Genomic DNA, 26,549 nt, shown 5'->3' on the forward strand with positions numbered 1-26,549 from the left:
CCCCAGTGAACGATGTCGTCGTCTTCAGCGGCTCGGCCCACCCGGCCCTCGCCGACCGCATCTGCAACCACCTCGGCGTGACCCGCTCCCCCGTCGACATCAAGCGGTTCAGCAACGACTGCCTGCAGGCGCAGCTGCTCGCGAACTGCCGCCAGCGCGACGTCTACATCGTGCAGCCGCTCGTGCCGCCGACGCAGGAGCACCTCATGGAGCTGCTGCTCATGATCGACGCGGCGCGCGGAGCCTCGGCAGCCCAGATCACGGCGGTCATGCCGCACTACGCGTACGCGCGGTCGGACAAGAAGGACGCCCCGCGTATCTCGCTCGGCGGACGGCTCGTCGCCGACATGATCTCGACCGCGGGCTGCCACCGGGTGCTGACGATGGCGCTGCACGCACCTCAGGTGCACGGCTTCTTCTCGACCCCCGTCGACCACCTCACGGCCATCGGCGTGCTCGCCGAGCACTTCCGCGGTCGCGACCTCGACGACTCGATCGTCGTCAGCCCCGACCTCGGCAACGCCAAGGTCGCCACCCAGTTCGCGCGACTGCTCGGGCTGCCGGTGGCCGCCGGCTCGAAGCAGCGGGTGGCCGACGACCGCGTCGTCATCGACTCGATCGTGGGCGACGTGTCGGGCCGGCGGGCCATCATCCTCGACGACGAGATCGCGACGGGCGGCTCGATGCTCGAGCTGCTCGACCGCCTCGCTGACGCCGGGGCGACCGAGGCCGCCGTCGTCTGCACCCACGGGCTGTTCGCCGGCAAGGCCGTCGAGCGCCTCCGGGGCCACCCCTTCGTCACCGAGGTCGTGACGACCGACACCGTGCCGCCACCCTCGGGCTGGCCCGAGCTGACCGTGCGATCGGTGTCGGCCCTGTTCGCCGAGGCGATCAGCCGCATCCACCAGGGTCGGTCGGTCAGCTCGCTCTTCGAGGGCGTCGACCCGACGCACGCACCGCCGCAGGCGAAGCTGCCGTTCGACGGGGCCTCGTGAGCGCCGAGCGTGGCGCTGACGGGTCGGTCGACGGCGGCTCCCGTCGTGCTCTGCGCCGGTCACCGGTCGAGGTCACGCCACCGGTCGCGCTGCTGGTCGACGTCGTGCTCGTCGTCGTCTTCGCGGCCGTCGGCCGGGCCTCGCACGAGGAAGGCAACCCGGTGCTCGGTGCGCTCGCGACGGCGTGGCCGTTCCTCGTCGGCACGCTCCTCGGCTGGGCCGTCGTGCGGGTCTCACGGCGGCAGTGGCCCCTCGGGGTCTCGCCCGGTGTGACCGTCTGGGTCGCCACCGTGCTCGTGGGCATGGTGCTGCGTCAGGCGACCGGGTCCGGCACGGCCCTCTCGTTCGTCGTCGTCGCGTCCGTCGTGCTCGCCGTCTTCCTGCTCGGCTGGCGCGCGGCCGCCGCTCTGCTCGGTCGACGGTCCGGCCGAAGCGCACACATCCAGGCCTGAGGCGCCGCCGGCTCGGTCCGGCGACCGCAGGCCCGCCGGCTCGGTCCGGCGACCGCAGGCCCGTCGGCCCGGTCCGGCGGAAGCCGGCCCACCGGCACCCGGCGCGCTTCACGCGACACGACGCCCCGGTGTGCGGGCACCGGGGCGTCGGGACGAGGCAGGGGCGGGACCCCTCCCGTCAGAGGTACTGGCCGGTGTTCGCCGTCGCGATGGAGCGGCCCGGCTCGGAACCGTCCTTGCCCTTGATGAGGGTGCGGATGTAGACGATGCGCTCGCCCTTCTTGCCGGAGATGCGCGCCCAGTCGTCGGGGTTCGTCGTGTTCGGCAGGTCCTCGTTCTCCTTGAACTCGTCGACGCAGCTGGCGAGGACGTGCTCGACGCGGATGCCCTTCTGGCCCGTCGTGAGGAAGTCCTTGATGGCCAGCTTCTTGGCGCGGTCGACGATGTTCTGGATCATGGCGCCGCTGTTGAAGTCCTTGAAGTAGAGGACCTCCTTGTCGCCGCCCTGGTAGGTGACCTCGAGGAACCGGTTCTCCTCGACCTCGGAGTACATCCGCTCGACGGCGGCGGTGATCATCTCCTGCACCGTCGCGTCACGGTCGCCCCCGTGCTCGGCGAGGTCGTGCTCGTGCAGCGGCAGCTGGTCGGTGAGGTACTTGCTGAAGATGTCGCGGGCGCTCTCGGCGTCGGGGCGCTCGATCTTGATCTTGGCGTCGAGCCGGCCCGGGCGAAGGATCGCCGGGTCGATCATGTCCTCACGGTTGGAGGCGCCGATGACGATGACGTTCTCGAGGCGCTCGACGCCGTCGATCTCGGCGAGCAGCTGCGGGACGATCGTCGTCTCGACGTCGCTGCTGACCCCCGACCCGCGCGTGCGGAACAGCGAGTCCATCTCGTCGAAGAAGACGACGACGGGCGTCCCCTCGGACGCCTTCTCGCGGGCGCGCTGGAAGATGAGGCGGATGTGCCGCTCGGTCTCCCCCACGTACTTGTTGAGCAGCTCGGGGCCCTTGATGTTGAGGAAGTAGCTCTTCTCGGTCTGCACGCCGGAGCGCGCTGCGATCTGCCGGGCGAGCGAGGCGGCGACGGCCTTGGCGATGAGCGTCTTGCCGCAGCCGGGAGGGCCGTAGAGCAGGACCCCCTTGGGCGGCTTGAGGGCGTGCTCGCGGAACAGCTCGGGGTGCAGGAACGGCAGTTCGACGGCGTCGCGGATCTGCTCGATCTGGCCGACGAGGCCACCGATGTCCTCGTAGGCGACGTCGGGCACCTCCTCGAGCACGAGCTCCTCGACCTCGAGCTTCGGGACGACCTCGTGGACGAAGTTCGACCTCGAGTCGAGGGTGAGGGAGTCCCCGACCCGGATGCGCTCGGACGCGAGGGGGTTGGCGAGGCGGCAGACCCGCTCCTCGTCGCCGTGGGTGACGACGACGACGCGGTCGTCGCCGAGACGGTCCTTGACGGTGACGACCTCGCCGACCCGCTCGAACCCGTGGGCCGAGACGACGTTGAGGGCCTCGTTGAGCATCACCTCTCGGCCGAGACCGAGGTCGGCGGAGTCGACGCTGGGGCTCACGGCCACGCGCATCTTGCGGCCACCGGTGAGGATGTCGACGGTGCCGTCCTCGGCGGTGTCGAGCACGATGCCGTAGGTGCTGGGCGGCTGGGCGAGGCGGTCGACCTCCTTCTTGAGGTTGACGATCTGCTCGCGCGCCTCCTTGAGGGTGCGCACGAGCCGCTCGTTCTGCGTCGACAGGGTCGACAGCGAGGTCTGCACGTGCGCGAGCCGGGCCTCGAGCTCACGGGTGCGCATCGGCGAGTGCCGGGCCGCCTCGCGCAGCGCCGCCACCTCCGAACGCAGGGCGTCGACCTCGTGGGCGCCGGTCTGCTCGCGGGGCTCGCCGGAACCGGCGTGCTCGCCGTGGTCAGGACCGCGGTGGACGTCGGACATGTCGGCCTCCTCATCCGTCACTGTGGCACCGTGACGTTTCGACCCTAACCCGCGCCCGCGGCGTTTAGTCGGACGTTCCAGCCACTGACCGCCGCAGGCGCCGGATCGTCTTGTCGCTCTTGACCCGTTCGCCCAGCGCCTCGGGGGTCCACGCGTCGACGGGCACGTCCATCGCGTTCGTCGAGCCGGGCGTCCGTGCCGGTCGCCCACGGTCGGAGGCCGTCTCGGACACGGTGTCGGACACGGTGTCCGACACCGAGTCGGATGCCGTGTCGGAGCCGTCCGTGAGGACGTCGGGACCGTCGGTACCGGAGTCGGGCTCACCGGTCGGGGCGGAGTCGCCGTACGCCCCCTTCGCCGGGCGGCGCTTGCGCTCGGGTGGGGTGACGCCGGGCGCCAGCCGCCGGGTGGTGATGAGGAACCCGGTGTGGCCGTGCATGCGGTGCTCCGGCCGGACGGCGAGCCCCTCGAGGTGCCAGCCGCGCACGAGCGACTCCCACGCCGACGGCTCGGTGTACCCGCCGTGCAGGCGGATCCCCTCGGCGACCCGGCTCAGCTGGGTGGTCGTGGCGACGTAGCAGATCAGCACCCCGCCGGGCACGAGCGCGTCCGCGACGGCCTCGAGACACTCCCAGGGGGCGAGCATGTCGAGCACGACACGGTCGACGCTGCCCGCCTCGACGTGCCGCGGCAGCGACTCGACGAGGTCGCCGACGGTCACGGTCCACGCCGGGTGGTCGCCCCCGAAGAAGGCCCGGCCGTTGCCCTGCGCGATGGCGGCGAAGTCGTCACGGCGCTCGAACGACAGGAGCCGGCCGTGCTCGCCGATGGCCCGCAGCAGCGACATCGACAGGGCGCCGGAGCCGACCCCGGCCTCGACGACCGTCGCCCCCGGGAAGATGTCGGCCATCTGCACGATCTGGCCGGAGTCCTTCGGGTAGACGACCGCCGCGCCGCGCGGCATCGACATGACGTAGTCGCTGAGCAGCGGCCGCAGGGCGAGGTACTCGACACCGGCCGTGTTCGTCACGACGGAGCCGTCGGGGGCACCGATGAGGTCGTCGTGGCGCAGGAACCCGCGGTGGGTGTGGAACTCACGGCCGGGCTCGAGCGTGATGGTGTGCAGCCGGCCCTTGGGGTCGGTCAGCTGCACCCGCTCGCCGACCTCCAGCACGCCTCGACGGGCGTGCGCCGCCGTCGCCGGAGCGGCCGTCCCCGGCTCGGCGGAGTCGGCCGGAGGTGTCGCGGCCCGGGTGGTGTCGGCGGTCATGGGAGCCGAGTCTAGGTGCCCACCGACGCTCCCCCGACCAGCCGACGGACGCTCGCCGCCTCGACCTCGTACCGGCTCTGGCGACCCGTCGGGCCGCCGTAGAACCGGCGCCGCAGCGAGCCCGTCACCTCGACGTCCTGCCCGGCCGGCAGCCGCAGCGCCGTCCGACGCGAGACCGCCGACCAGCACACGACGTCGATGGTGTCGACGCCCGGTGCCCGGGCGCGGGCAGGCCGTGCGACGACCACCCGCAGCGTCACGATGACGTCGCCGCTCGGTAGCTCGCGCTGTTCCGCCGCGGCGGACAGCCGCCCGTGCAGCACGATCTCGTTGCGCGACGGCCGCAGCACGTCGTCGCCCGCCTGCTCCCGCGCCCTGGCCGTCCGACCGACCCCAGCGCCCGGCTCCGGCTTCACCGTCCGTGTCCCCATGTCCCCTCCTGACCCGACCCCGGCGGGGTCGACCGGGTCAGTCCACCGCGCTCGCGCCACCGGGCGGCGCCGACGGACCTCCGCCTGTGGACGGCGCACCATCCGCCCGGCCAGGGGCCGGGGGTGTGGACGACGGGTCAGCCGCGCCCGCGGCGGGCGAGCTGGGCCCCGACGACCTCGTTGATGCGATGGGCCGAGGCCAGGCCCCGCACCCGGCGCGACTGCTCGTCGACGACGACGGCCACGGGCAGCTCGAGCTCGCTCATGACCCGCACGAGGTCGGTGAGCACGGCGTCGGGCGGTAGCGCGACCACCCACCCGCGCGGCTGGGCCACGACGACGGCGGACACCGGCACCGACGAGCGTCGCTCGGGCGGCACCCCGGCCACGGACGCCGGGTCGACGAGCCCGACCGGCCAGCCGCCCGTGTCGGTGGCGGCCACCCACGCGGGGAGGTCGGCGGCGGCGACCGGCGGGCGACCGGCATCCGCCGAGGTCGGCAACGCGGCCGCCCGGGTCACCGAGGGGTCGGCCTGCGCGATCGGCGTCGCCCCCGGCACGAGCAGGACGGGCTCGAGCACCGAGTCGACCGGCCCGGCGGTCGCGTCGTGGATGCGCCCCGCCCGGATGGACGCCGTGGCGCCCCGCCAGAGGAAGAAGGCGATCATGCCGGTCCACACGAGCGAGAGCGTCGTCGGCTGCTGGCCCTCGTAGAGCGGCTTGCCGACGAACCAGAGCACGCTGCCGACGGCGACGAGACGACCGAGCCACCCGGCCGCGGTCAGGCCCGTCCCCTTGCTGCCCGTCGCGCGCCAGACGAGCGAGCTGACGATCTGGCCGCCGTCGAGCGGCAGCCCCGGCAGCAGGTTGAAGAGGCCGACGAAGAGGTTGACGTACGCGCTGGCCCCGAGCAGGCTGCCGAGCAGGTCAGAGCCCACCAGCGGCTGCACGAGCCACGACAGCAGCGCCAGCACGAGGTTCGACAGCGGTCCGACGGCGGCGACGATCGCGGTCGTCACGGGCGTGACCGAGGTCGAGTCGTAGACGGTGTGCCCGCCCCACACGTCGGCGACGATGCGGTCGACGGCGTGCCCGCGCGCGCGGGCCGCGAGGGCGTGGGCGGCCTCGTGCACGAGGACGGACACGAGCAGCAGGATGCCGGTGCACGCGGCCACGAGCAGCGCGAAGCCGAGCGAGCGGCCGGACGAGGTGAGCGTCGGCGCGACGACGGCGAGGAGCACCACGACGATGACCGGCCAGGAGCGCGCGATGTAGACGGGGGTGCCGCCCACCCGCCCGATGCGCCAGCCGTGCGACCGGGCCGGCTGCGCCTGCGTGCTCATGGGTCGAGCCTAAGCCCCGGGCTGGGGGTCGCCCGTCCACAGCCCGTGGTCCGGCTGTGCGGTTGCTGGACGGTTTCCACAGTCGACCCGGCCGGGTTCGTGCCCTGTCGGTGGGTCGCCCTACAGTCGTCGCCATGGCCGCAGCACTGTCCCCGAGTCGCGCATCCGACTTCATGACGTGCCCGCTGCTCTACCGCTTCCGCGTCGTCGACCGCCTGCCGTCGAAGCCGACGACCGCCACCGCCCGGGGCACCCTCGTCCACGCCGTGCTCGAACGGCTCTTCGACCTCCCCAGCGACGAGCGCACCCTCGACGCCGCCGTCGGCCTCGTCCCGGGCGAGTGGCAGCGGCTCGTCGAGACCGAGCCGGAGATGCTCGAGCTGCTCGCCGACCGCGACGGTGACACGACCGAGTGGTTCGCCGGGGCCGGTTCGCTGCTGCGCACGTGGTTCGGCCTCGAGGACCCCACCCGTCTCGAGCCGGCCGAGCGCGAGCTCTACGTCGAGACCGAGATCGACGGGCTCACCCTGCGCGGCTACGTCGACCGGCTCGACGTCGCCCCGAGCGGGGCCATGCGGGTCGTCGACTACAAGACCGGGCGGGCGCCCTCGGAGCACTTCGAGGCCAAGGCGCTGTTCCAGATGAAGTTCTACGCCCTCGTGCTCTGGCGCCTGCGCGGCGAGATCCCCCGCCGGCTGCAGCTCGTCTACCTCGGCAACGGCGAGATCCTCGCCATCGAGCCCGAGGAGCGCGACCTGCTCGCCGTCGAGCGCAAGGTGAAGGCGCTGTGGGCGGCCATCCAGCATGCGGCCGAGACAGGTGACTGGCGGCCCAACCCGAGCCGGCTGTGCGACTGGTGCGACCACCGCGCCCTGTGCCCCGCGTGGGGCGGCACGCCTCCCCCGCTGCCCGACGACGCCGCCACCCGCGCGGTCGACCCCGCCCTGGCGGGCGCCGCGCAGGTCGTCGAGACCGGCGTCGACGCCTGACGCGGCAGCGACCGCAGGGGTCGCCACCCCGGACGGGTCACCCCCCGTCGGGCTCCTCACCGATGTCCTCGTTCCACACGTCCGGATGCCGGTGCACGAAGTCGGCCATCATCGCGACGCACCCCGGGTCGTCGAGCACCACGACCTCGACGCCGTGCTCGGCCAACCACTCGTGGCCGCCGCTGAAGGTGCGGGCCTCGCCGACGACGACCCGCGAGATGCCGAACTGCCGCACGAGGCCGGAGCAGTACCAGCACGGGGAGAGCGTCGTCACCATCGTCGTGCCGGCGTAGCTCGCCTGGCGCCCGGCCCGCCGGAAGGCGTCGGTCTCGCCGTGCACCGACGGGTCGTCGTCCTGCACCCGCCGGTTGCGTCCGCTCCCGAGCAGCTCGCCCGACGCCGAGAACAGGGCGGCTCCGATGGGCACGCCACCCTCGGCCTCGCCCTCCCGCGCCTGGGCGACCGCCACCTCGAGCCACCGTCGGGCGGTGTCGAGATCGAGCGTCGAGCGCGTCGGCGTGCTGCTGGTCGCGTCGGTCGTCTCGTCGGTCGCGGCACCCGTCGCCCCACCCGTCGCCCCACCCGTCGTCGTGCCGGTCGTCGTGCCGGTCGACGGGGGCGCCGACGGGCCGGCGTCGTCGGTCTCGTGGAACGAGGGCAGGTACGAGACGCCGACGAGCAGCCCCTCGGGGCTGAGCAGGCGTGCCGTGGTCTGGCCCCACGGTTCGACCTTCGCCTCCGCGACGACCTCGAGCCCGCGCCGACGCAGCTCGGCCGCCGCCTCCCCCACGGCCTCGGGCGTGGCCACCTCGAGCTCGAGCCAAGCCTGCGGCACCACCCGGTCGGCGGGCCACGACGTGGTGCCGAAGGTCGACTCGGCCGCCTGCGACAGCGGCCACAGGGCGAAGGTCCGGGCGCCGCCGAGGTCGCGGGCGTGGAAGTAGTCGGGCCCGACCTCGTCGAAGACGATGCCGAAGGCCTCGGCCCAGAAAGCCTGTGAGGCGGAGGAATCCGTGACGACGGGGCCGAACCCCGCGATGTACTCGACGTCCATGGACCGCCACGCTACCGAGCGGGTCGGCCCCGGGACAGTGGCCGGGCGTGCCGCACGAGGGCGCAGCCCGGCGGTGTCGCGGTGGCGTCGCGGTGGCGGTCCGGTTCCCGTGCCTCGGGCGACCCGGGTGACGCGCCGCGGCGACGCGCTCACGTGGCGGCCGCTCGGCTAGCCTCGGGTGTCCCCCACCCGTCCCCGGAAGGCACCCCATGAGCGAGCCGGCCCCGCCCTTCGAGGTGCGGTTCGTCGAGGGCGTGACGCCCGACAAGTGGCTGCGCATCTGGGCCGGGCGCCACCCCGACTCCCCCGTGCAGGCGCTGCCCGACGACGACCCGCTGCCCGCCCTCCGCGACGGCTCGGTCTCGATGGCCTTCGTGCGGCTGCCGGTCGACCGCGACGGCCTGCACGTCATCCCGCTCTACGACGAGGTGCCCGTCGTCGTCGCCCCCCGCGACCACCCGATCGCGGCCTTCGACACGGTCGCGGTCGCCGACCTCGCCGGCGAGTCGCTGCTGCAGCCGCCGTCCCAGGTGCCCGAGTGGCGGGAGGTCGCGGACGACGACCGCATCAGCGCCGCGGCAGCGGTCGAGCCCATGACGGTGCGCCAGGCGGTGGCCACCGTGGCCGCCGGGGTCGGCATCCTCGTGCTCCCCATGTCGGTGGCGCGCGTGCACCACCGCAAGGACGTCGTCAGCCGTCCCGTCGACGGTGTCGCCCCGTCGTCGGTCGGTCTGGCCTGGCGGGTCGACGACGAGGACCCGCGGGTGGAGGCGTTCATCGGGGTCGTCCGCGGACGCACCGAGCGCAGCAGCAGGGGCGGTGACGCATCCGCACCGACACGGCAGGACACCCGCGCCTCGGACGCAGCCACCCGGCATCCTCGCCCTTCGGCCCGTGGCGCGTCCGGCTCCGCCGGTCGCCACGGTGGCGGCCGCACGGGCGGCACGAGGGGCGGCACCCCGGGACGCAAGGGCACCAACGGCACCAAGGGCGGCGGGTCAGGCCGACGCGGACGCCGCTGAGGGCGGTCGACCCGGCCCCCGCCGGAGCCGCCCGTGCGTCACGGCCCGCTCAGGCGCCCCGACGGACCGACGCGACGATCGTCAGCAGGTCGTGCGCCCGGACCCCGTCGAGGCCGGTGACGCGGACGGCACCCTCGATGTCGGGCACGGGAACGACGTGCGGGATGGCGATCGTGGGCACCCCGGCGGCGGTGGCGGAGCGCACCCCGGTCGGTGAGTCCTCGAGGGCGACGCAGTCGGCGGGGTCGACCCCGACGAGGCGGGCGGCCGCGAGGTAGGGCTCCGGGTGGGGCTTGCCGTGGGCGACCTCGTCGCCGGTGACGAGGGCGCGGAAGGTGCCGTCGGGCAGGCCCCCGACGACCACGTCGGCGAGCGAGCGCCACGACATCGTCACGAGCAGGTTGGGCACCCCGAGCCCGTCGAGCTCGAGCAGCAGCTCGCGCGCGCCCGGCCGCCACGGCACCTCGCGCCGCACCTGGGCCACCACCCGACCGAGCAGACCGTCGATGATCTCGGGGACGGTGAGCGGGATGTGCGACTTGTCGATGATGAGCTGCGCCGAGACCTCGAGGGCGTTGCCGACGAGCTCGTGGGCGAACTCGTCGCTCCACTGCCCACCGTGCTCGGCGACGAGCTCGTGCTCGGCCTGGATCCAGTACGGCTCGGTGTCGACGAGCGTGCCGTCCATGTCCCACAGGACGGCGGCGGGCAGCCCCGCGTCGGCGTCGCCGTCGGTACGGGTGAGGGGGGCGGGCCGCACGTGCGGCTCGGTGTCACTGGTCACGCGGTTCAGTCCTCGGGGTCGTAGGCGAGGTTGGACGAGAGCCAGCGTTCGGCCTGGGCCAGCGTCCAGCCCTTGCGCTCGGCGTAGTCGGCGACCTGGTCGCGGCCGAGGCGGCCGACGACGAAGTACTGCGACTGCGGGTGGGAGTAGTAGAAGCCGGACACCGCGGCGCCGGGCCACATCGCCATGCTCTCGGTGAGCCGGATGCCGGTGTGCTCCTCGACGTCGAGCAGGCTCCAGAGCGTCAGCTTCTCGGTGTGCTCCGGGCACGCCGGGTAGCCGGGCGCGGGCCGGATGCCGGCGTAGCGCTCCTTGATGAGGTCGGTGTTGTCGAGGTGCTCGTCGGGCGCGTACCCCCAGAGCTCCGTGCGGACCCGCTCGTGCAGGCGCTCGGCGAAGGCCTCGGCGAGCCGGTCGGCGAGCGACTCGAGCAGGATCGCCTGGTAGTCGTCGTGCTCGGCGCGGAAGGCCTCGACCCGCTCGGCCACCCCGTGCCCGGCCGTCACGGCGAAACCGCCCACCCAGTCCGTGACGCCGGAGTCGCGCGGGGCGACGAAGTCGGCCAGCGACCGGTTGGGCACACCCTCGCGGTGCTGGCCCTGCTGGCGCAGGTGGTGCAGCACGGCGTGGACGTCGGTGCGCCGCTCGTCGGTGTAGACCTCGACGTCGTCGCCGACGGCGTTGGCCGGGAACAGCCCCACCACGCCCTTGGCGGTGATCCAGCGCTCGTCGACGATGCGGTCGAGCATCTGCTGCGCGTCCTCGTAGAGCCTGCGCGCCGTCGGTCCGCTCGCCGGGTTGTTGAGGATCTCGGGGAAGCTGCCCTTGAGCTCCCACGCGTTGAAGAACGGCTGCCAGTCGATGTAGGGGCGCAGCTCGGCGAGCGGGTAGTCGTCGAGCACCCGCACGTGCTGCGCCGGACCGCCCGGCTGCACCTCGACCGAGACGTCCTTCTCCTGCTGCAGCAGCAGGTGCGGCCTCGGCGGGTGGTAGCCGCTCCAGTCGAGCGGGGTGGCGTTGTCGCGGGCCTGCTCGAGCGGCAGCAGCGGGCGGTCGTGCTTCGTCGCGTGCCGGGCGCGGAGCGCGTCGTAGTCGGTCTGCACGCTCGAGAGCAGGGCCGGGCGCTGCTCGTCGCTGAGCAGGGCCGCCGCGGTCGGGACCGACCGTGAGGCGTCCTTGACCCAGACCACGGGGCCCTCGTAGCGCTGGTCGACCTTGACGGCCGTGTGGGCCCGTGACGTCGTGGCGCCGCCGATGAGCAGCGGGATGGACAGGCCCTGCCGCTGCATCTCGGTGGCGACGGTGACCATCTCGTCGAGCGAGGGCGTGATGAGCCCCGACAGCCCGATGATGTCGGCGTCGTGCTCGCGGGCGGCGTCGATGATCTTCTGCACCGGCACCATGACGCCGAGGTCGATGACCTCGTAGTTGTTGCACTGGAGCACGACCCCGACGATGTTCTTGCCGATGTCGTGCACGTCGCCCTTGACCGTGGCCATGACGATCGTGCCGTTGGTGTCCTTGGCGGAGGCGAGCTCGGGGTTGCCGGCCTTCTCCTCCTCGATGAAGGGGATGAGGTAGGCCACCGCCTTCTTCATGACGCGGGCGCTCTTGACCACCTGCGGCAGGAACATCTTGCCGGCGCCGAAGAGGTCGCCGACGACGTTCATGCCGTCCATGAGCGGGCCCTCGATGACCTCGATGGGGCGGCCACCCGCCTGCTCGATCTCGGCCCGCAGCGCCTCGGTGTCCGCCTCCACGTGGGCGTCGATGCCCTTGACGAGGGCGTGGGTGATGCGCTTGCGCAGCGGGAGCGACCGCCACTCCTGCTCGGCCGGGTCGGCCGCCTGACCGGCCCGGTTGTGGGCCTCGGCGACCTCGAGGAGGCGCTCCGCGGCATCCGGTCGACGGTCGAGCACGACGTCCTCGATGCGCTCACGCAGCTCGGGGTCGACCTCGTCGTAGACGGCGAGGGCACCGGCGTTGACGATGGCCATGTCGAGGCCCGCCGCGATGGCGTGGTAGAGGAACACGGCGTGGATGGCCTCGCGGACCGGGTTGTTGCCGCGGAAGCTGAACGACACGTTCGAGATGCCGCCGGAGACCTTGGCGCCCGGCAGGTTCTCCTTGATCCACCGCGTCGCCTCGATGAAGTCGAGGCCGTAGCGGTGGTGCTCCTCGATGCCCGTCGCGACGGCGAAGACGTTGGGGTCGAAGATGATGTCGTCGGCCGGGAAGCCGACCTCCTCGGTGAGGATGCGGTACGCGCGGCCGCAGATCTCCTGGCGCCGCGCGAGCGAGTCGGCCTGGCCCTGCTCGTCGAAGGCCATGACGACGGCGGCCGCCCCGTGCTTGCGCACGAGACGGGCGTGCTGGACGAAGGCCTCCTCGCCCTCCTTGAGGGAGATCGAGTTGACGATGGCCTTGCCCTGCACGCACTTGAGGCCGGCCTCGATGACCTCCCACTTCGAGGAGTCGACCATGACCGGGACGCGGCTGATGTCCGGCTCGCTCGCGACGAGCTTGAGGAAGCGGTCCATCGCCGCGACCCCGTCGATCATCCCCTCGTCCATGTTGACGTCGATGACCTGCGCGCCGCTCTCGACCTGCTGCCCGGCCACCGAGAGCGCGGTGTCGTAGTCGCCGTTCTTGATGAGGGTGCGGAAGCGGGCCGAGCCGGTGATGTTGGTGCGCTCGCCGACGTTGACGAAGAGACTGTCGTCGGCGATCGTGAACGGCTCGAGGCCCGAGAGCCGCATGGCCCCCGCGGACACCGGGGGCACGCGCACGTCCTGACCGTGGACGGTCTTGGCGATGGCGGCGACGTGCGCCGGCGTCGTGCCGCAGCAGCCGCCGACGAGGTTGACGAGGCCGGCCTCGGCGAACTCGCCGACGATGGCCGCGGTCTCCTCCGGCGCCTCGTCGTACTCGCCGAAGGCGTTCGGCAGACCGGCGTTGGGGTAGCACGAGACGAACGTGTCGGCGATGCGCGACATCTCGGCGATGTACGGCCGCATCTCCTTGGCACCGAGGGCGCAGTTGAGGCCGACCGCGAGGGGGCGCACGTGGCGCACCGAGTTCCAGAAGGCCTCGGTCACCTGACCCGACAGGGTGCGGCCGGACGCGTCGGTGATCGTGCCGGAGATGACGACCGGCCAGCGCCGACCGTGCTGCTCGAAGAGCGTCTCGAGGGCGAAGATCGCCGCCTTGGCGTTGAGGGTGTCGAAGATGGTCTCGACGACGAGCAGGTCGCTGCCACCGTCGACGAGCCCGCGCGCCGCCTCGAGGTAGGCCTCGACGAGCTGGTCGTAGCTGACGTTGCGCGCGCCCGGGTCGTTGACGTCCGGAGAGATGGATGCCGTGCGCGACGTCGGGCCGAGGGCGCCGGCCACCCAGCGGGGCCGGTCCGGGGTACGGGCCGTCATGGCGTCCGCCTCGCGGCGGGCCAGTCGGGCCGACTCGAAATTGAGCTCGTAGGCGAGCTCCTGCATGCCGTAGTCGGCGAGGGAGATGGCCTGGGCGTTGAAGGTGTTCGTCTCGATGACGTCGGCGCCGGCCTCGAGGTACTCGCGGTGGATGCCGGCGATGATGTCGGGCTGGGTCAGCGTGAGCAGGTCGTTGTTGCCCTGCAGGTCGCTCGGCCAGTCGGCGAACCGCTCGCCGCGGTAGCCGGCCTCGTCGGGCCGGTCGCGCTGGATGGCCGTACCCATCGCCCCGTCGAGCACCATGATGCGGCGGGCGAGGGTCTCGCGCAGGGCCTCGGTCGCATCAGGGCGCAGAGCGGTGTCGGGCATGGGCTTCTCCTCCGGCGCCCCGGCGGCCCACGAGTGCGGACCGGCCGGACGGGTGCCACGGTCGGGACCTCACGATTCTACGGAGTGCCCGCGACCCGGGCCGCACGCGTTCACGACGCGGGCCACCCACCTGCCTGCGCGTGCCCCGATGAGCTCCCCCGAGCCGCGACCGGGGCGGCGCTCGCGTGTGCGGGGACGGCCGAGGCATAGGCTGAGGTCTCCCACGAGAAGGAGGCAGGGTGCTGGAGTTCGAGGACGTCCCCGACCTGGTCGACCCCGTGCTCATCGCGGCGTTCGAGGGCTGGAACGACGCCGGTGAGGCGGCCACCTCGGTCGTGCGTCACCTCTCCGACGTGTGGGAGGCCGAGCTCGTCGCGGCCTTCGACCCCGAGGACTACTACGACTTCCAGGTCAACCGCCCGCGGGTGCTGCTCGACGAGGGACAGCGCGTCCTGTCGTGGCCGACCACCCGCATCCTCGTCGCCACCGAGACCGGCTTCGAGCGCGACGTCGTGCTCGTGCAGGGCATCGAGCCGTCGATGCGCTGGCGCGCCTTCTCGAACGAGCTGCTCGAGCTGGCCCGCCACTTCGGCGTGACGACAGTCGTGACCATCGGTGCCCTGCTCGCCGACGTGCCGCACACCCGGCCCATCCCCGTCACCGCCACGGCCGAGGACGACTCGGTCATGCACCGCTACGACGTCGAGCCCAGCCGCTACGAAGGGCCGACCGGCATCGTCGGCGTGCTCAGCCACACGGCATCCGAGGCCGGGCTCCCGACGCTGTCGGCGTGGGCGGCGGTGCCCCACTACGCCGGCGGGGCGCCCTCGCCCAAGGCGACGCTCAGCCTCGTGCGGCGGCTCGAGTCGCTGCTCGGGGTCACCGTGCCGCACGGCGAGCTCGAGGAGAACGCCCGGGCCTGGGAGCGCGGCGTCGACGAGCTGGCGCAGAGCGACGAGGAGGTCGCCGAGTACGTGCAGTCGCTCGAGGAGGCGCAGGACACCGCCGAGCTGCCCGAGGCCAGCGGCGACGCCATCGCCCGGGAGTTCGAGCGCTACCTGCGCGGCCGCGACGACGACCAGACGGGCAAGTAGCCGCCCTCGCACGCTCCGTCCGGAATCGGGCCGCGGCGGGAAAAGGGGCAGGGTCCGGCCGCATGGTTGTCCAGGATCGGGCCACGGCTGGGAAGAGAGCGTGGCCTGAAACCGAGCGTTGTCCGGAATCGGGCCGCGGCGGGAAAAGGAGCACGGGCCGCGCGCGGGCCGGGTCGAGGTGTGATGTCGCGCCGGAGCGCGGACCCCTACCTCGACCCGGCCGCGCGGTTGGCAGGCGTCAGAGGCGGATGCCGAGCAGCGCGTCGAGCGCGCGACCGAGCACTCCGGGGGCGCCGGGGTCGTCGCCACCGCGGGTGAGCATCTGGGTCGCCCAGCGGTCGACGGCGGCGAGGGCCGTGGGGCTGTCGAGGTCGTTCGCGAGGGCGGCGCGCACGTGCTCGACGGTCTGGTCGGCGACCGGCCCGCCGTTGCCCGACAGTGCCTTGCGCCAGGTGTCGAGCCGCTGCTGGGCCGCGACGAGCTGGTCGTCGTCGTACATCCAGTCGTCGCGGTGGTGGTGGGCAAGCAGCACGAGCCGGATGGCCATCGGGTCGACGCCCGCGCGGCGCAGGCTCGAGACGAGCACGAGGTTGCCCTTGCTCTTGCTCATCTTCTCGCCGTTCAGGCCGACCATGCCCTGGTGCACGAAGGCTCCGGCGAAGGTGTCGGTCCCGGCGAGGGCACGACCGTGGCCGGCGCTCATCTCGTGGTGCGGGAAGACGAGGTCGCTGCCACCGCCCTGCACGTCGATCGGGACGCCGAGGTGGTCGAGGGCCAGGCACGCGCACTCGATGTGCCAACCGGGCCGGCCGCGGCCGAGCGAGCCGCCGTCCCAGTCGGGTTCGCCCTCACGGTGCGCCCGCCACAGCAGCGCGTCGAGACGGCCTCGCTTGCCCTCGCGGTCGGGGTCGCCGCCGCGCTCGGCGAAGACCTCCAGCATGCCCGCCTCGTCGAGGTGGCTGACCGAGCCGAAGCGGGGGTCGAGGCCCACCTCGAAGTAGACGTCCGCGGCATCCTCGTCGGCGGCGTCGGGAGCGGGCACGCGGTAGGCGCGGCCCTGCTCGACGAGGCGCTCGACCGGCTCGACGAAGGTCGGGATGCTCTCGACCGCACCGAGGTAGGCGTCGGGCGGGATGACGGCGAGGGCGGTCATGTCCTCACGGAAGAGGTCGATCTCCCGGGTGGCGAGGTCGCGCCAGTCGATGCCGTCACGCTCGGCCCGCTCGAGCAGCGGGTCGTCGACGTCGGTGATGTTCTGCACGTACGTGACGGTGTGGCCGCTGTCGCGCAGCGCGCGCACGAGCAGGTCGAAGGTCACGTAGGTGGCGGCGTGGCCGAGGTGCGTCGCGTCGTAGGGCGTGATGCCGCAGACGTAGAGGGTCGCCCGACCACTGCGGCCGGCCCGCTCGGCGCGGTCGGCGTCGACGGCCGGCACGAGGGTGCCCGACGCCGTGTCGTGGACCATGACCTGCGGGGAACGACCGGGCAGCTCGGGCACGAACGGCTGGGGCCAACTCTTCACCCGCAGACTCTATATCGGCGCCGGTGGCGCCTCGTCCACGGCTCACCCCGCCGGACATGAGCGCGGCCGGGCGGCGGCGAGAACGGTGACCGGTCGCCGACAGTCGTCGGGCGGACCGATCTCAGAGGCCCGCGGTCAGAGCGGCGGCCAGGGCACCGCCGGCCACCCGGGTGCCGGGCGGGGGTGGCGACCGGTGCGCAGTAGCCGACGCACCCGGCCGACCAGGGCGGCGACGTCCCGTTCGGGCAGCAGCGCGCCGAGGGCGGCCTGCGCCTCCGGCTCAGCGAGCGCGGCCTCGAGCCGGGTCAGCCGGTCGAGCTCGGCCTCGGGCAGTCGCTTGCCCTCCCACCCCCAGAGGACGGTGCGCAGCTTCGGCTCGGCCGAGAAGCTGACGCCGTGGTCGATGGCCCACAACCGACCGGTGGCGTCGCGCAGGCAGTGCGAACCCTTGCGGTCGGAGTTGTTGATGGCGGCGTCGAGCACCGCCAGGCTGCGCACGTCGTCGGCCCCGGAGTGCACGACGCTGACGCCGGCCCCGGTGTGGGTCTCCCCGTCGAAGACGGCGTGCCAACCGCGCGGTACCTCCCCCGCCGGGACGAGGTCGACGACGGCGTCGTCGTCGACGGGTGCGAACGGGTCACCGACCCACTGCTGCAACGACCCCGGCCCCAGGGGGCCGTCGACGAGCACCGTGGGCGGGACGAGGTCCCAGCCACCGAGGTCGGAGACGACGCATGCGGCCACCTCGCGCCCGGCGAGGGTGCCGTCGGGGAAGTCCCAGAGGGGCCGCTCGCCGCGCACCGGCTTGTAGATGCCGTAGCGGGGATGCTCCACACCGGCCGCGAGCAGCCGGGCGAGCAGGCACAGGTTCGAGCTGCCCGACACCCGGCCGACGACCTCGATGTCGCCGGTGAGCAGGGCCGTCGGGTCGTCGGGCTGCGTCGTCGCCTCGTCAGCGCCGGTAGCCATTGGCGCGCGGACAGATGTGGCCGGCCGGGTCGAGGGGCCCACCGCAGAAGGGGCACGGCGGACGCCCGGCGGCGACGAGGGCGTTGCTGCGACGGGCGAAGGCACGCGCCTGCGCCGGGGTGAGGCTGACGCGGATCGTGTTGCGGCCCAACGGCCCCACCTCGTCCTCGCCCTCGTCGTCGACCTCGTCGGGGTCGTGGTCGTGGCACTCGATGACGACGCGGTCGTGGTCGTCGTCCCACGCGAGCGAGATGGTCTGGACCCGGAAGTCCTCGTCGAACGGCGTCTGCAGCGGATCGGTGTCCTCGTCCTCGCCACCGGGCAGGCCCGGCTCGACCGCGGCTCGCGGGGCGAGCTGGTCGAGGACGTCGTTGATGCGGTCGGCGAGGATCGACACCTGCTGCTTCTCGACCCCGACGGTGACGACGGTCATCGCGTCGCTGGCCTGCAGGTAGAACGCGCGCTGCCCGGCCGGTCCGACGGTGCCGGCGACGAAGCGACGGACGGGGTCGAAGTCGTGCACGGTCATGATTTCGAGCCTATCCCAGCCGGTTCAGGCACCCGCACCGCCGCCCACGACGGCGTCACCCGCAGGGGTGGTCGGCTTCTGCGGCGGCCGCAGCGAGGCGAGGTCGCCCCCGGTGTCGTTGAGCCGCAGCACGAAGGGCCGCGCTGGGGTGTAGCGCACGACGCTCACGGATGCCGGGTCGACCGAGATCCGCTGGAAGTCGTCGAGCTCGGCGCCCGCCGCCGCCGACAGGATGGACTTGATGACGTCGCCGTGCGACACCGCCACCCACACGGCCTCGCGGCCGTGCTCCGCCGCGATGCGCCGGTTGGTCTCGCGCACGGCCCGCAGGGCGCGGCGCTGCATCTGCAGCATCGACTCGCCCTCGAACTGCTCGGACCCCGGGAACCGTGCCTTGCTCGGGGTCTTCTGCACGACCTTCCACAGCGGCTCCTTGACGAGCTCGCCGAGCTTGCGGCCGGTCCACGCGCCGTAGCGGCACTCCCCCAGGCCGTCGTGCTCGCTGCGGCGCACGCCCTCGAGCGGGGCCGAGAGCCGGTCGGCGGTCTCGACGCACCGCGGCAGTGGCGAAGTCACCACCTCGACGACGGGGACACCCGCGGAGGCGAGACGCACCCCGACGGCGTCCGCCTGCGAGCGTCCGTGCTCGTCGAGCTCGACCCCCGGCATCCAGCCGGCGAGGACACCGGAGACGTTGGCGCTGGAGCGCCCGTGGCGCACGAAGATGACGGTGGGCACGGTCGCCAGCGTAGACGCAGCCCACCTCCCCCACCCGGGCACGGTCGACGTGGTGAAGTAGTGCCCGTGATCGTGGACAAGGCCATCTACCGCGACGGCTCGCGGCACGGGTGCGGCGACCTCAGCGACGAGCTCGCGTCGCTCCGTGAGCGGGGCGACGCCGGCAGCTTCATCTGGATCGGCCTCAAGGACCCCACCGACGAAGAGTTCGCCCTCGTCAACTCCGAGCTGCACCTGCACCCGCTCGCGGTCGAGGACGCCGTCAACGGCCACCAGCGCGCGAAGATGGAGGAGTACGAGCGCTCCCTCTTCGTCGTGCTCAAGACGCTGCGCTACGTCGAGGCCACGAGCGACGTCGAGACCGGTGAGGTCATGCTCTTCATCGGCGACCGCTTCGTCGTCACCGTGCGCCACGGCGACGGCAACCCGCTGCAGGGCGTGCGCCACCGGCTCGAGCTCGAGTCGGGCAAGCTGGCCCACGGCCCGCTGGCGGTGCTCCACTCGGTCATGGACTCCGTCGTCGACAACTACCTCGTCGTCGACCGCGAGATCCGCCGCGACCTCGAGCAGATCGAGGAGCAGGTGTTCGGCAGCGCCGCCGGTGGCGACGCGAACACGATCTACCGTCTCAAGCGCGAGGTGCTCGAGTTCCGGCGGGCCAGCCAGCCCCTCGCCGAGACCCTGCACATATACCTCGAGCGGGGTTCCGGGCGACACCTGCAGGACGACGCGCGCGTGTTCTTCCGCGACGTCGCCGACCACCTGCGCCTCGTCAACGACCACGTCGACAACTACGACCACCTGCTCACCGACATGCTCTCGGCGCACCTCGCCGCAGTCTCGGTGCGCCAGAACAACGACATGCGCCGCATCTCGGCGTGGGTCGCCATCGCGGCGGTCCCGACGATGATCGCCGGCGTCTACGGCATGAACTTCGAGTACATGCCCGAGCTGTCGGCGAGCGTGCACGTCGGCAGCGGCGAGTTCCGGTACGGCTACTTCGTCGTCCTGCTCGCGATGGGCGGCATCTGCGTGGGGCTCTACCGCGCGTTCCGACGTTCGGGCTGGCTCTGACCCGACGCAGGATGCCGGCAGGCGGGGCGGGTGCCCGCCCACCGGCATCCGGTGGTGGCGTCGGTCTCGGACGTCGGGTGCCTCAGGTGGCGCTGATGAGACCCGCCGCGAGGACGCCGGCGAGCACGACCCCGAGGGCTACGCGGTACCAGACGAACGGCAGGAGGCTGTTGCTCGCGACGAAGCGCAGCAGCCAGGCGATCGAGGCGTAGGCGACGACGAAGGCCACGACGATGCCGACGAGCACGGGGCCGACGCCGAAGGTGACGAGGTTGTCACGCTCGTCGACGGCCTGGAAGAGGCCCGCGGCGGTGAGCGCCGGGATGGCGAGGAAGAAGCTGAGGCGGGTGGCAGTGAGGCGGTCGATGCCGCGCGCGATGCCCATCGAGATCGTCGCTCCCGAGCGCGAGACGCCGGGGATGAGCGAGAAGCACTGCACGAGCCCGATGACGACGCCGTCGACCGGGGTCACCGAGTGCTCACCGCGGGTCGTGCCCGCCTTCTCGTGGCGGGCGTAGACCCGCTCGGAGACGACCATGACGACGCTCCACAGCAGCAGGGCGGCGGCGACGACCCAGAGGCTGCGCAGCCCGCCGGAGATGAGGCCGCGCAGGGCGAAGCCCACGATGCCGACCGGGATGGAGCCGATGACCACCGCCCAGGCGAGGCCGTAGTCGGGGTCGCGGCGGGCGTCGGCATTCGCGAGCCCGCGGAACCACGCACGGGCGAACCGGATGATGTCCTTGTGGAAGAACAGCAGCGTCGCCGCGATGGCGCCGAGCTGGATGACCGCCGTGTAGGCCGTCACGGCCGGGTCGTTCACCTCCAGCCCGAGCAGCTTCTCGGTGATGGTCAGGTGACCGGTCGAGCTGACGGGCAGGTACTCCGTGAGTCCTTCGACGACGCCGAGGATGACGGAGTCGAGGTAGCTCAGGTCGGCCATGGCTGCGGGTGCTTCCTGGGTGGGGACGGGCGCCCGCGGGTGCGGGTCGGACGTGCAGGAGGCCGCCCGGGGGCGGCCTCAGTGCAGGGGGGAGCCTATCCCGTGGGCCCGCCGGGGGGTCGCACCTGCGCCAGCGCCCGGAGCGTCGCCACCGCCTGCTCGCGGGTCATGCCGCCGCCCACCGCGACGGCGAGGGTCGTCACCCCGGCCTGCTCGTAGCGCTCGAGGCGTCGGGCCACGCGCTGCGGCGAGCCGAGCAGGGCCGTCTCGTCGATGAACTCGAGCGGCACGGCGTCGGCGGCCGCGCGGTGGCGCCCGGCGAGGTAGAGCTCCTGCACCTGCTCGGCCTCGGCGTCGAAGCCCATGCGCCTGGCGAGCTGGTTGTAGAAGTTCTGCTCCTTCGAGCCCATGCCGCCGATGTAGAGCGCGCAGTAGTCGCGGACGTGGGCCGCGGCCTCCTCGACGTCGTCGACGAGCACGACGGGGGTGGAGGCGACGACGTCGAACCCGGCGAGTGGCCGGTCGGGCTCACCGTGCCCGCCGGTGCGGCGGCCCCGCTCGATGACGGCGAGCTGCTCGGCCGCGTGCTCGGGGCTGAAGAAGATGGCGAGCCACCCGTCGGCCACCTCGCCGGCGAGCTCGAGGTTCTTCGGCCCGACGGCGGCGAGGTAGACGGGGATGTCGGGACGCAGCGGCCGGGTGCCGAGCTTGAGGGCCTTGCCGGGGCCGTCCGGCAGGGGCAGCGTGAAGTGGCGGCCATCGTGGCGGACGGTGTCGCGGCGCACGGCCGCGCGGACGATCTCGACGTACTCCCGGGTGCGGCCGAGAGGGCTGGCGAAGCGCACGCCGTGCCAGCCCTCGCTCACCTGCGGACCGGACACGCCGAGGCCGAGCCGGAAGCGGCCGCCGGACATCGTGTCGATGGTGACGGCCGTCATGGCCGTCATGGCCGGGGTGCGGGCCGGGATCTGCATCACGGCCGCGCCCAGGCCGATGCGCTCGGTGCTCGCCCCGATCCAGGCGAGCATCGACGGGCTGTCCGAGCCGTAGGCCTCCGCGACCCAGGCGCTGTCGTAGCCGAGACCGTCGGCCTCACGGGCGACGGCGACCATGTCGTCGCCGGTCGTTCCGCGCCCCCAGTAGCCGAGGTTGACGCCCAATCGCATGCCGGGTCCCATGCCGGGCAGGCTAGCGTTCCGAGGCATGCGCCGACGTCTGGGCTCCTCGGGCCTCACCATCACGCCGCTCGCCCTGGGCACGATGACGTGGGGCCACGCGGTCGACCGGCACGACGCCGCCGACCACCTCGCCGCCTTCGTCGACGCGGGGTGCTCGCTCGTCGACACCGCCTACGGCTACGGCGGCGGTGACGCGGAGACCATCCTCGGGTCGCTGCTCGGCAGCCGGGTGCCGCGCGACGAGGTGCTGCTCTGCTCGAAGGCGGGTATCTCGCGCGAGAGCGGCGACCGGGTCGTCGACGTCTCGCGGCGCACCCTCATGAGCCAGCTCGACACGTCGCTGCGACGGCTGGGCACCGACCACGTCGACCTCTGGCTCGTGCACACGTGGTCGGACGACGCGCCGCTCGCCGAGACCCTCTCGGCCCTGGAGTGGGCGGCCTCGACGGGTCGGGCCCGCTACGTCGGCGTGTCGAACTACAACGGGTGGCAGACGGCGCGGGCGTTCTCCCTGCTGGAGCAGAGCCGGGTTCCGTTGGTGGTCAACGAGATCGAGTACTCGCTCGTCGAACGCTCACCCGAGGTCGAGGTGGTGGGCGCCGCGGTCGCGCTGGGCGTGGGGCTGCTCGCGTGGTCGCCGCTGGGTCGCGGCGTGCTCACGGGCAAGTACCGCTCGGGTACACCGGCGGGCTCGCGCGGGGCCTCGGCCGACTTCCCGGGCTTCGCCGAGCGCTTCCTCGGCGCGGACGCCCGGTCGGTCGCGGATGCCGTCACCACCGCGGCCCGCGGGCTGCAGTGCCGCCCCGCCGAGGTCGCGCTCGCGTGGGTGCGCGACCGGCCGGGGGTGGGCGCGCCCGTCGTCGGTGTGCGAACCGAGGCGCAGCTGCGGTCGGCCCTGGCCAGCCTCGACCTCGTGCTGCCTCCGGAGATCATCGCCGCCCTCGACGACGTCTCCGCGGGCTGAGCCGTGACCGCGACCGGTCAGATGCGGTTGGCCGGGGCGCTCTCGCCGTCGTCCTCGTCGTCGTCCTCGTCATCGAGGTCGTCATCATCGTCGTCCTCGTCGTCGAGGTCGTCGTCGAGGTCGTCGTCGTCCTCATCGTCGTCGAGGTCCTCGTCCTCGTCGTCCTCGTCGTCCTCGTCGTCGTCCTCGTCGTCGTCCTCGTCGTAGTCACCCGTGTCGAGACCCGCGTAGACGCCCCCGTCCTCGACCGCGGCGGGCGCCTCGACGACCGCCTGCTCGTCGTCGTCCTCCTCGAACTCCTCGCCGAAGATCGCGAGCGGGGTGGCGACGTCGGTGGCGGTGTAGAGCGCCTCGTCGTAGTCGTCGAAGGCCTCCGCGAGGTCCTGCGCCGCCGCCATGACCATCGGGTGGTCGGGGTTGCGGCTCGACTGGGCGGCCTCTAGGTGCCGCTCGAGGGCGACGATGAGCTGCTCCAGCGCGGAACGCGGTTCGACGGTCATGCCCCGACCGTAGTGGACCCCGTGCCGCGGGGACAGCAGCGGTCGGTGACCGTCGGGTGAACGCCGCCGGCCGCGGAGCACGAGGCTCCGCGGCCGGCGGGAGGACCCCGGAGGGCCGAGGGTGTGGCGTCAGGTCACATGGTGCCCTTGACGGTCTGCGAGGCGGGCGGGGCCGTGATGTCGACGGGCTCGCCGTACTTGCCCATCATCACCGTCGCCTTGACGCCGGCCACGTCGAAGTCGACCTTGCGCATGTGGTCCTTCGAGTCGACCCAGACGTCGTAGGTGATCGTCGACGGCATCGAGCCGGCGGCGGCACCCGCCGCGCCGGCGCCCGCGGCGCCGAGGGCCTTCTTCGTGTCGAGGGTGAGCTCGTAGCGCTCCATGTCCTCGCCGTCGACCTTCTCGGTGCCGACCTTGGTGACCTTCGAGGCGCCCTGCTCGAAGGCGTCGAACATCTTCTTCGGGTCGGCTGAGTCGGCCGAGGACGCCATCTGCTTGGCGATCGAGCTCTTCTCGTCGAAGACGGCCCACTTGCCGGCGGCCACGCCCGGGAAGCCCTTCATGTAGACCTTCTTGTCGAGCACGACCATGTCGATGTCCATGCCGGCCATCGACATCGACATCTTCATCGCCTGGTCACCGCTGCTGAGGCGGGTGTCGCCCTGGACGCTGACCTTCTGGCCCTGCCCCGACATCTGCATGTCGACGTGGGCGCTCGACACCCCGGCCATGGCCGACTTGAGGCGGCCGATGAACTCGGCCTTGTCGACCTCGCCGGCGGCCTGGCCGCCCGAGACGTCCCCGGCATCCGAGGACGTCGGCGCGGGCGTCGCGCTCGTCGCGGGGGCCTCGCTCGTGGTGCCGGCGCTCGCCGAGGGCGACGCGCTCTGCGTCTGGCCCGCGACGGGCGCGGTGGTGGTCGTGTCCGCCTTGCCGCACGCGGCGGCGAGCAGGACTGTCGGTGCGATGAGAACGGCTGCCGCGGCGCGGCTGAACTTCGTGGTCATGGTGGAACCTCCTGTAGCCCGCTGACGCACCGTGCACCGGTCCGGTTCCGGGCGCGTCACCCCTGAGTCGACCCCGCGGAGGATGCCGCGGACGGTCGGGTGGTCGTGCTCGACGATAACGCGCCCACCTCGGGGTGCCGGTGAGAACCGCCGACCCGGGCGTGGGCAGGCCGACGCCGGTGCAAGAATGCGGGTGATGACCGAGTACGAGTACCGCGTGCTGACCTTCGACCGGCACACGACCAAGACCGCCGCCCGTCAGGCCGTCCGCGAGCACGCGGAGTACGGCCGGTGGGAGCTGTCCCGCTCGGTCATCTACGAGGGCGGCGTGCGCCGCATCTGGCTGCGCCGCCGCATCATGCGCGTCGAGCGCACCGCGTGACACCCGCCGCGTGACACCCGCCGCGTGACACCCGCCGCGTGACACCCGCCGCGTGACACCCGCCGCGTGACACCCGCCGCGTGACACCCGCCGCGTGACACCCGCCGCGTGACACCCGCCGCCTGACGCCCGCTGTCCGATGCCCGCCGGAGCGACCGCGCGTCAGCAGGTGCGCAGGAAGTCGCCGAGCACCCGGGCGCCGAACTCGAGCGACTCCACGGGCACACGCTCGTCGATGCCGTGGAACATCGGCGCGAAGTCGAGGTCGGCGGGCAGGCGCAGCGGGGCGAAACCGTAGCCGTCGATGCCGAGACGGCCGAGGGCCTTGTTGTCGGTGCCGCCGGACAGGCAGTACGGCAGCACGGCGGCGCCGGGGTCCTCCCGCAGCAGCGACTGCTTCATCGCCTCGACGATGTCGCTCTCGAAGGGCGCCTCGAGGGCGACGTCGCGGTGCACGACCTCGACGTCGACGTGCTCGCCGGCCAGCTCACGCACCGTCTGCATGAGCTGGTCCTCGTGCCCGGGCAGGAAGCGGCAGTCGAGCGAGGCGCTCGCCGACTGCGGGATGACGTTGTGCTTGTAGCCCGACTCGAGCATCGTGAGGTTTGCGGTGTCGCGCAGCGTGCCGCGCACGAAGCCCTGGGCCCCGCCGATGGTCGCGAGCAGGTCCTCGAGGTCGTCGTCGGCCCATGGCACCGCCGTCAGCTCGCTGAGGCCGTCGAGCAGCTGGCGCACCGAGGCGATGTACTCCTGGGGCCACGGGTGGGCGGCGATGCGCCCGACGGCGCCGGCGAGGTGCACGATCGCGTTGTCGTCGTTCGGCACGGAGCCGTGCCCGGCCCGGCCGTGGGCGCGCAGCCGCAGCCACGCGATGCCTTTCTCGGCCGTCTGCAGCAGGTAGGCGCGGCGCTCACCCTGCGGCGTCGGCAGCGTGACGCTGTACCCGCCGACCTCGCTGATGGCCTGGGTCACGCCGTCGAACCACTGCGGGTGGTTGTCGACGAGCCACGCGCTGCCGTACGTGCCCCCGGCCTCCTCGTCGGCGAAGAAGGCGAAGGTCGTGTCGCGCGCGGGCTTGGTCCCGGTGCGGGCGAACTCACGGATGTTGGCCAGGATCATGGCGTCCATGTCCTTCATGTCGACAGCGCCGCGGCCCCAGATGCAGCCGTCGCGCTCCTCCCCGCTGAAGGGGTCGACCTGCCAGTCGGCGGCGTTGGCGGGGACGACGTCGAGATGGCCGTGCACCGCGAGACCGGGCCGACCGGCATCCTCACCCTCGAGGCGCACGACGACGGTGGCGCGCCCGGGCTCGCTCTCGAGCAGCACGGGGTCCAGGCCCACCTCGGTGAGCTCGGCCATGACGTACTCGGCCGCCTCGCGCTCCCCCGGGCCCGAGCCGTCGCCGTAGTTCGTCGAGTCGATGCGGATCAGCTCGGCGCACAGGCGCGCCACCTCGCTCTCGGCCGTGACGGCGGAGGTGCTCGCTGCTGACGTCGGCTTCGGCTGCTCGCTCATGGCCGTCAGCGTATGCCGGGGAGGTGGCCCCCGCAGGGCCGCCCGGTTC

Annotated in this window: 24 protein-coding genes; 8 read left to right on the forward strand and 16 right to left on the reverse strand. The window is 72.8% G+C overall.

Features of this window, described 5'->3' with window-relative positions; translation table 11 throughout:
* Window positions 1-5 precede the first annotated feature (5 nt).
* Together DFJ68_RS07435 and DFJ68_RS07440 are read left to right on the forward strand one after the other, a co-directional pair.
* A complete protein-coding gene (locus tag DFJ68_RS07435) occupies window positions 6-995 on the forward strand; it encodes a ribose-phosphate diphosphokinase (RefSeq protein WP_121032202.1) in 990 nt (329 codons plus the stop codon).
* Complete coding sequence (locus DFJ68_RS07440) at window positions 992-1,447, forward strand: DUF3054 domain-containing protein (protein WP_338067412.1); 456 nt, start codon at window positions 992-994, stop codon at window positions 1,445-1,447. Before DFJ68_RS07435 ends, DFJ68_RS07440 begins: the two co-directional genes overlap by 4 nt.
* A gap of 178 nt (window positions 1,448-1,625) precedes the next feature.
* Here DFJ68_RS07440 and arc read toward each other — a convergent pair whose 3' ends face one another.
* From arc to DFJ68_RS07460, 4 genes are all read right to left on the reverse strand, one after another.
* On the reverse strand, window positions 1,626-3,395 hold the full coding sequence (arc, locus tag DFJ68_RS07445; RefSeq protein ID WP_121035187.1) for a proteasome ATPase: 1,770 nt from the start codon (window positions 3,393-3,395) through the stop codon (window positions 1,626-1,628).
* A gap of 64 nt (window positions 3,396-3,459) precedes the next feature.
* Window positions 3,460-4,665 carry a tRNA (adenine-N1)-methyltransferase gene (locus tag DFJ68_RS07450; RefSeq protein WP_121032203.1) on the reverse strand — a complete coding sequence of 402 codons (1,206 nt, stop codon included), beginning with the start codon at window positions 4,663-4,665 and terminating at the stop codon, window positions 3,460-3,462.
* Between the two features lie 11 nt (window positions 4,666-4,676).
* Complete coding sequence (locus DFJ68_RS07455) at window positions 4,677-5,096, reverse strand: single-stranded DNA-binding protein (RefSeq protein ID WP_121032204.1); 420 nt, start codon at window positions 5,094-5,096, stop codon at window positions 4,677-4,679.
* A gap of 137 nt (window positions 5,097-5,233) precedes the next feature.
* Window positions 5,234-6,439: a site-2 protease family protein gene (locus tag DFJ68_RS07460; protein WP_121032205.1), complete on the reverse strand. Its 1,206-nt coding sequence runs from the start codon at window positions 6,437-6,439 to the stop codon at window positions 5,234-5,236.
* Between the two features lie 134 nt (window positions 6,440-6,573).
* Between DFJ68_RS07460 and DFJ68_RS07465 the strand changes: the two genes are divergently transcribed.
* On the forward strand, window positions 6,574-7,428 hold the full coding sequence (locus DFJ68_RS07465) for a RecB family exonuclease (RefSeq protein WP_121032206.1): 855 nt from the start codon (window positions 6,574-6,576) through the stop codon (window positions 7,426-7,428).
* Window positions 7,429-7,465: 37 nt separating this feature from the next.
* On the opposite strand, the gene DFJ68_RS18675 is transcribed toward DFJ68_RS07465, so the two are convergent.
* Window positions 7,466-8,482: a deaminase gene (locus DFJ68_RS18675; protein ID WP_121032207.1), complete on the reverse strand. Its 1,017-nt coding sequence runs from the start codon at window positions 8,480-8,482 to the stop codon at window positions 7,466-7,468.
* Window positions 8,483-8,691: 209 nt separating this feature from the next.
* Between DFJ68_RS18675 and DFJ68_RS07475 the strand changes: the two genes are divergently transcribed.
* Entirely contained in the window at window positions 8,692-9,504 is an 813-nt protein-coding gene (locus DFJ68_RS07475) for a LysR family substrate-binding domain-containing protein (RefSeq protein ID WP_121032208.1), read from the forward strand.
* Between the two features lie 49 nt (window positions 9,505-9,553).
* On the opposite strand, the gene DFJ68_RS07480 is transcribed toward DFJ68_RS07475, so the two are convergent.
* The gene (locus tag DFJ68_RS07480) at window positions 9,554-10,264 is read right to left on the reverse strand and encodes an HAD family hydrolase (protein ID WP_372498859.1); all 711 of its coding nucleotides are present in this window, start codon (window positions 10,262-10,264) and stop codon (window positions 9,554-9,556) included.
* Window positions 10,265-10,293: 29 nt separating this feature from the next.
* Window positions 10,294-14,082 (reverse strand): methionine synthase, encoded by a 3,789-nt coding sequence (gene metH, locus DFJ68_RS07485; RefSeq protein WP_121032209.1) that lies wholly within the window; start codon window positions 14,080-14,082, stop codon window positions 10,294-10,296.
* A 239-nt stretch (window positions 14,083-14,321) separates the two neighbouring features.
* Between metH and DFJ68_RS07490 the strand changes: the two genes are divergently transcribed.
* A complete protein-coding gene (locus tag DFJ68_RS07490; protein ID WP_121032210.1) occupies window positions 14,322-15,176 on the forward strand; it encodes a PAC2 family protein in 855 nt (284 codons plus the stop codon).
* A gap of 238 nt (window positions 15,177-15,414) precedes the next feature.
* Here DFJ68_RS07490 and mshC read toward each other — a convergent pair whose 3' ends face one another.
* From mshC to DFJ68_RS07510, 4 genes are all read right to left on the reverse strand, one after another.
* Window positions 15,415-16,698: a cysteine--1-D-myo-inosityl 2-amino-2-deoxy-alpha-D-glucopyranoside ligase gene (mshC, locus tag DFJ68_RS07495; protein ID WP_121032211.1), complete on the reverse strand. Its 1,284-nt coding sequence runs from the start codon at window positions 16,696-16,698 to the stop codon at window positions 15,415-15,417.
* Between the two features lie 135 nt (window positions 16,699-16,833).
* Complete coding sequence (locus DFJ68_RS07500) at window positions 16,834-17,667, reverse strand: SCO1664 family protein (RefSeq protein ID WP_121032212.1); 834 nt, start codon at window positions 17,665-17,667, stop codon at window positions 16,834-16,836.
* Window positions 17,651-18,196, reverse strand: coding sequence for a DUF3090 domain-containing protein (locus DFJ68_RS07505; RefSeq protein WP_121032213.1), 546 nt, complete (start codon window positions 18,194-18,196; stop codon window positions 17,651-17,653). Before DFJ68_RS07505 ends, DFJ68_RS07500 begins: the two co-directional genes overlap by 17 nt.
* Before the next feature lie 24 nt (window positions 18,197-18,220).
* A complete protein-coding gene (locus tag DFJ68_RS07510) occupies window positions 18,221-18,934 on the reverse strand; it encodes an MSMEG_4193 family putative phosphomutase (RefSeq protein ID WP_121032214.1) in 714 nt (237 codons plus the stop codon).
* A gap of 66 nt (window positions 18,935-19,000) precedes the next feature.
* Here DFJ68_RS07510 and DFJ68_RS07515 point away from each other — a divergent pair, with 66 nt between their 5' ends.
* Window positions 19,001-20,008: a magnesium and cobalt transport protein CorA gene (locus tag DFJ68_RS07515; protein WP_121035189.1), complete on the forward strand. Its 1,008-nt coding sequence runs from the start codon at window positions 19,001-19,003 to the stop codon at window positions 20,006-20,008.
* Window positions 20,009-20,090: 82 nt separating this feature from the next.
* On the opposite strand, the gene DFJ68_RS07520 is transcribed toward DFJ68_RS07515, so the two are convergent.
* Both DFJ68_RS07520 and DFJ68_RS07525 read right to left on the reverse strand, forming a co-directional pair.
* A complete protein-coding gene (locus DFJ68_RS07520; RefSeq protein WP_121032215.1) occupies window positions 20,091-20,951 on the reverse strand; it encodes an undecaprenyl-diphosphate phosphatase in 861 nt (286 codons plus the stop codon).
* 95 nt (window positions 20,952-21,046) lie between these two features.
* Window positions 21,047-22,117, reverse strand: coding sequence for an LLM class F420-dependent oxidoreductase (locus DFJ68_RS07525; protein ID WP_121035190.1), 1,071 nt, complete (start codon window positions 22,115-22,117; stop codon window positions 21,047-21,049).
* Window positions 22,118-22,154: 37 nt separating this feature from the next.
* On the opposite strand from DFJ68_RS07525, the gene DFJ68_RS07530 reads away from it, so the two are divergent.
* Window positions 22,155-23,093 (forward strand): aldo/keto reductase, encoded by a 939-nt coding sequence (locus tag DFJ68_RS07530; protein ID WP_121032216.1) that lies wholly within the window; start codon window positions 22,155-22,157, stop codon window positions 23,091-23,093.
* Between the two features lie 17 nt (window positions 23,094-23,110).
* Here the strand turns inward: DFJ68_RS07530 and DFJ68_RS18245 are convergent, their stop codons facing one another.
* The gene (locus DFJ68_RS18245; RefSeq protein ID WP_170165717.1) at window positions 23,111-23,593 is read right to left on the reverse strand and encodes a hypothetical protein; all 483 of its coding nucleotides are present in this window, start codon (window positions 23,591-23,593) and stop codon (window positions 23,111-23,113) included.
* Between the two features lie 134 nt (window positions 23,594-23,727).
* On the reverse strand, window positions 23,728-24,603 hold the full coding sequence (locus DFJ68_RS07540; RefSeq protein ID WP_121032217.1) for an SCO4651 family lipoprotein: 876 nt from the start codon (window positions 24,601-24,603) through the stop codon (window positions 23,728-23,730).
* Between the two features lie 196 nt (window positions 24,604-24,799).
* Between DFJ68_RS07540 and DFJ68_RS07545 the strand changes: the two genes are divergently transcribed.
* Complete coding sequence (locus DFJ68_RS07545; RefSeq protein ID WP_121032218.1) at window positions 24,800-24,985, forward strand: DUF5703 family protein; 186 nt, start codon at window positions 24,800-24,802, stop codon at window positions 24,983-24,985.
* 162 nt (window positions 24,986-25,147) lie between these two features.
* On the opposite strand, the gene DFJ68_RS07550 is transcribed toward DFJ68_RS07545, so the two are convergent.
* Complete coding sequence (locus tag DFJ68_RS07550) at window positions 25,148-26,500, reverse strand: M20/M25/M40 family metallo-hydrolase (protein ID WP_121032219.1); 1,353 nt, start codon at window positions 26,498-26,500, stop codon at window positions 25,148-25,150.
* Between the last annotated feature and the right edge of the window lie 49 nt (window positions 26,501-26,549).

The organism is Terracoccus luteus (assembly GCF_003635045.1).
Classification (GTDB): domain Bacteria; phylum Actinomycetota; class Actinomycetes; order Actinomycetales; family Dermatophilaceae; genus Terracoccus; species Terracoccus luteus.

Bases quoted from the DNA above. Each gene is read 5' to 3' on its own strand.
- arc (WP_121035187.1), bottom strand. From the start codon at position 3,395: ATGTCCGACGTCCACCGCGGTCCTGACCACGGCGAGCACGCCGGTTCC.
- DFJ68_RS07450 (WP_121032203.1), bottom strand. From the start codon at position 4,665: ATGACCGCCGACACCACCCGGGCCGCGACACCTCCGGCCGACTCCGCC.
- DFJ68_RS07455 (WP_121032204.1), bottom strand. From the start codon at position 5,096: ATGGGGACACGGACGGTGAAGCCGGAGCCGGGCGCTGGGGTCGGTCGG.
- DFJ68_RS07460 (WP_121032205.1), bottom strand. From the start codon at position 6,439: ATGAGCACGCAGGCGCAGCCGGCCCGGTCGCACGGCTGGCGCATCGGG.
- DFJ68_RS07465 (WP_121032206.1), top strand. From the start codon at position 6,574: ATGGCCGCAGCACTGTCCCCGAGTCGCGCATCCGACTTCATGACGTGC.
- DFJ68_RS18675 (WP_121032207.1), bottom strand. From the start codon at position 8,482: ATGGACGTCGAGTACATCGCGGGGTTCGGCCCCGTCGTCACGGATTCC.
- DFJ68_RS07475 (WP_121032208.1), top strand. From the start codon at position 8,692: ATGAGCGAGCCGGCCCCGCCCTTCGAGGTGCGGTTCGTCGAGGGCGTG.
- metH (WP_121032209.1), bottom strand. From the start codon at position 14,082: ATGCCCGACACCGCTCTGCGCCCTGATGCGACCGAGGCCCTGCGCGAG.
- DFJ68_RS07500 (WP_121032212.1), bottom strand. From the start codon at position 17,667: ATGGCTACCGGCGCTGACGAGGCGACGACGCAGCCCGACGACCCGACG.
- DFJ68_RS07505 (WP_121032213.1), bottom strand. From the start codon at position 18,196: ATGACCGTGCACGACTTCGACCCCGTCCGTCGCTTCGTCGCCGGCACC.
- DFJ68_RS07520 (WP_121032215.1), bottom strand. From the start codon at position 20,951: ATGGCCGACCTGAGCTACCTCGACTCCGTCATCCTCGGCGTCGTCGAA.
- DFJ68_RS07525 (WP_121035190.1), bottom strand. From the start codon at position 22,117: ATGCGATTGGGCGTCAACCTCGGCTACTGGGGGCGCGGAACGACCGGC.
- DFJ68_RS07530 (WP_121032216.1), top strand. From the start codon at position 22,155: ATGCGCCGACGTCTGGGCTCCTCGGGCCTCACCATCACGCCGCTCGCC.
- DFJ68_RS18245 (WP_170165717.1), bottom strand. From the start codon at position 23,593: ATGACCGTCGAACCGCGTTCCGCGCTGGAGCAGCTCATCGTCGCCCTC.
- DFJ68_RS07540 (WP_121032217.1), bottom strand. From the start codon at position 24,603: ATGACCACGAAGTTCAGCCGCGCCGCGGCAGCCGTTCTCATCGCACCG.
- DFJ68_RS07545 (WP_121032218.1), top strand. From the start codon at position 24,800: ATGACCGAGTACGAGTACCGCGTGCTGACCTTCGACCGGCACACGACC.
- DFJ68_RS07550 (WP_121032219.1), bottom strand. From the start codon at position 26,500: ATGAGCGAGCAGCCGAAGCCGACGTCAGCAGCGAGCACCTCCGCCGTC.